Source organism: Arthrobacter sp. (assembly GCF_031179985.1).
GTDB lineage: Bacteria > Actinomycetota > Actinomycetes > Actinomycetales > Micrococcaceae > Arthrobacter.
Genome location: NZ_JAPSHJ010000109.1, coordinates 1 through 3013 on the forward strand (window position 1 = coordinate 1; position 3013 = coordinate 3013).

A 3013-nucleotide genomic window follows, 5' to 3' on the forward strand; every position below is an offset into this window, starting at 1 on the left:
GGGGCTTAAGTGTCCGTTCGCGCTCAGATGCCGAACAGTCCGATGACCAGTGCCATCACCAGGTAGGTCACGAGTTCGTGGGCACAGTTCAGCGCCGTGAGTCCAGCGGGGCGGGCCTCAAAAGCATCGTGGGTGATGAAGCGCGCCGCCGTGAAGCCTGCCCAGAGGATGACGGCCGTAATCACGGAATTAGCGAGGAAGCTGCCGCCGTAAAAGTCCTGGGCGATGGCCACGGATCCGGCCAGGACCAAGGCGCTGACGAAGCTGACTGCGAGCGTGATCAGGATGGGCTTGACTGCATCCTTCGCCTCGCCGCTTGGCGAGACCTTGGCCACGCGCTTCCAGTAGTTGCCGAAGACCTTGGGCGTGTACCAGACCGACCCCACGATCATCGTGGACAACGTCGCAACCAGAACTGCCCAGATGTTGATCTCAGGAACCATGATGCACTCCTCGTTTCGTATTCATTGTCTGCGGTGATGCCGTTACGGCGCCAGATGGTGATAGCGGGAACCGAAATGGATCAGAGGGTCTGGCGCCTCGCCCGGCGGAGCATCGCTGCCCATGGAAAGAACTTCACCGACGATGAGCAGGTGGGTGGCGGCCTGATGAACCGACACGGTGCGCAGCTCGAAATAGGCGAGGGCGCCGTCGAGGATGGCCGAGCCGGTGACTGGGCCCCTCCTGAACGGGACCTGTGCCAGCAGTCCCTGCAGTGGCGTCCCCGGGCTGGCCAGCCAGTTGGCCGAACCCTGATGCCTGCCCGAGAGCAGGCTCAGCGCCCAGACGCCTGCCTCCTCCACAGCCTCGCCGATCCGTGATTCAGCGTAGAGACTAACCAGCATCGTGGGTGGATCGTAGGAAACGGACAGGAACCCGGTGACGGTCGCTGCGTAGTCGCGGTTGCGCAGGGAAGTGGACACCACCGCTACCCCGGCCGCGATGTCGGCACTCAGCCTGCGGTACAGATCGACGTCGGCATCCGACGGCGGTCTGCCCGCCAGACGGTGGGCGGCCAGGTTCCCGGGGCTCTCCATACGGCACATCGTGCCATAAGTATGCTGCACTACGACTGCGGCGCGTCCGGTGCAATGGGGACCGGGCATCTGTAAGCCAATATCCCGCCGTCGTTAATCCTCCGTTTACCTTGAACCCCAATACTCGTTACCTGAGCTCCTTAAGTTCGATGAAGGTACAGAACGTACGCACTCCAGTCCGAACGTCTCCGGTTCGGAACGCATCAGAAAACCCTGGAAGGGGTAACACCTAGTGAAGGCACTCCGCTTCGGCCGCCATGCGGCTATCGCTGTCATCGCCGCTGGCTCTCTCGCGCTCACCGCTTGTGGTTCCGACAATGCCACCAACACTCCCGGAGGGACCGGAGGTGCCGCCACCGGTGCCCAGGTCACCGGGACCCTCACGGGCATCGGTTCCTCCGCGCAGGGCGCAGCCATGGATGTGTGGAAGACCAATTTCGCGTCCGCAAACCAGGGCGTCACCGTGCAGTACTCCCCGGACGGTTCCGGTGCCGGGCGCAAGGCGCTCCTCGACGGTTCGGCACAGTTCGCCGGCTCGGATGCCTACCTGAAGGACGAGGAACTGGCTTCGTCCAAGAAGGTCTGCGGCCCTGAAGGCGCCATTGATGTCCCCGTCTACATTTCGCCGATCGCCATCGCGTTCAACCTTCCGGATGTCAAGGAATTGAACCTTGACGCCCCGACCGCTGCCAAGATCTTCCGCGGGGAGATCGCCAAGTGGAATGACCCGGCCATTGCTGCCCTGAACCCGGACGCCACGCTCCCGGATCTGAAGGTCACCCCGGTCAGCCGTTCCGATGACTCCGGCACCACCGACAACTTCACCGAGTACCTCGCGGCCGCCGCCCCCGAGGTCTGGAAAGACAAGGCCGACGGCGTTTGGCCCGCTTCCCTGAAGGGCGAGAACGCCAAGGGAACGTCCGGCGTCGTCAAGACCGTTACGGACACCCCGGGTGCCGTGACGTACGCTGACGATTCCGCCGTCGGAGGCACTCTTGGCAAGGCCAAGATCAAGGTCGGCTCCGAGTTCGTCGCTATTTCCCCTGAGGCTGCCGCCAAGGCCGTCGACGCCGGAAAGCCTGTCGAAGGCCGCGCGGAGAACGACACCGCTATCGACCTGGACCGCACCACCACGGAGTCCGGTGCCTACCCTGTCGTCCTGGTGTCCTACCACGTCGTCTGCTCCGCTTACGACAAGCAGGAGACCGCTGACCTCGTCAAGGCTTTCGAGAAGTACGTCGTCTCTGAAGAAGGCCAGAAGGCCGCTGCCGAGTCCGCAAAGTCGGCTCCGCTGTCTGCCGCGCTGACCGAAAAGGCCACCAAGGCCATCGAATCCATCAAGGTCAAGTCGTAACGTAGAACTGAACGCTGAAGTTCCCCGCCCAGCCATCAAGCCGGGCGGGGAATTTAGCTGTGTAAACGCACTTCTCCTGATTCCGTACGCCGCAACACCAACACCGAAGGGCCGGTATGACCGCCACCTCCCTGACCAGCTCCCAAAGCGCAGGCCGCGCCGGGGACAAAGTCTTCTCCGGAGCCGCCCTGGCAGCAGGGTGCCTGATCCTTGCCGTGCTGTTTGGCGTGGCGCTCTTCCTCGTCATCCAGGCACTCCCGGCATTCTCCGCCCCGGCCGAGGACATTCAGGGCGGCGAGGGATTCTTCGCCTACATCTGGCCGATCGTCATCGGTACCCTGATCGCCGCAGTTATCGCACTCGCGATCGCCACGCCCGTAGCCATCGGAGTTGCGCTCTTCATCTCCCACTACGCCCCCCGCGGTCTCGCATCCGGCCTCGGCTATGTGATCGACCTGCTGGCAGCCATCCCCTCGGTTATATACGGCGCCTGGGGTGCCGCTTTTCTCGCCCCGCAGATTTCGCCCGCCTACGGCTGGCTCGCAGCCAACATGGGCTGGCTGCCCATCTTCCAGGGACCGGCGTCAGCCACCGGCAAAACCATCCTGACCGCCGGAATCGT

The 3013-nt window shown here is 63.5% G+C and carries 3 protein-coding genes and 1 pseudogene; 2 read left to right on the forward strand and 2 right to left on the reverse strand.

Annotated features, from left to right (window positions below):
• Positions 1–23: 23 nt before the first annotated feature.
• Together RIN13_RS20385 and RIN13_RS20390 are read right to left on the reverse strand one after the other, a co-directional pair.
• Positions 24–443 (reverse strand): DUF1761 domain-containing protein, encoded by a 420-nt coding sequence (locus RIN13_RS20385; protein ID WP_309109135.1) that lies wholly within the window; start codon positions 441–443, stop codon positions 24–26.
• 42 nt (positions 444–485) lie between these two features.
• Positions 486–1037, reverse strand: coding sequence for a flavin reductase family protein (locus RIN13_RS20390; RefSeq protein WP_309109136.1), 552 nt, complete (start codon positions 1035–1037; stop codon positions 486–488).
• A gap of 232 nt (positions 1038–1269) precedes the next feature.
• Between RIN13_RS20390 and pstS the strand changes: the two genes are divergently transcribed.
• Both pstS and RIN13_RS20400 read left to right on the forward strand, forming a co-directional pair.
• Positions 1270–2391, forward strand: coding sequence for a phosphate ABC transporter substrate-binding protein PstS (gene pstS, locus RIN13_RS20395; protein WP_309109137.1), 1122 nt, complete (start codon positions 1270–1272; stop codon positions 2389–2391).
• Positions 2392–2507: 116 nt separating this feature from the next.
• Positions 2508–3013, forward strand: a pseudogene (locus RIN13_RS20400) (phosphate ABC transporter permease subunit PstC); the annotation flags it as partial.

What these genes read in the sequence shown, in the direction of transcription:
- RIN13_RS20390 (WP_309109136.1), bottom strand. Translation starts at nt 1,037, where the DNA reads ATGGAGAGCCCCGGGAACCTGGCCGCCCACCGTCTGGCGGGCAGACCG.
- RIN13_RS20385 (WP_309109135.1), bottom strand. Translation starts at nt 443, where the DNA reads ATGGTTCCTGAGATCAACATCTGGGCAGTTCTGGTTGCGACGTTGTCC.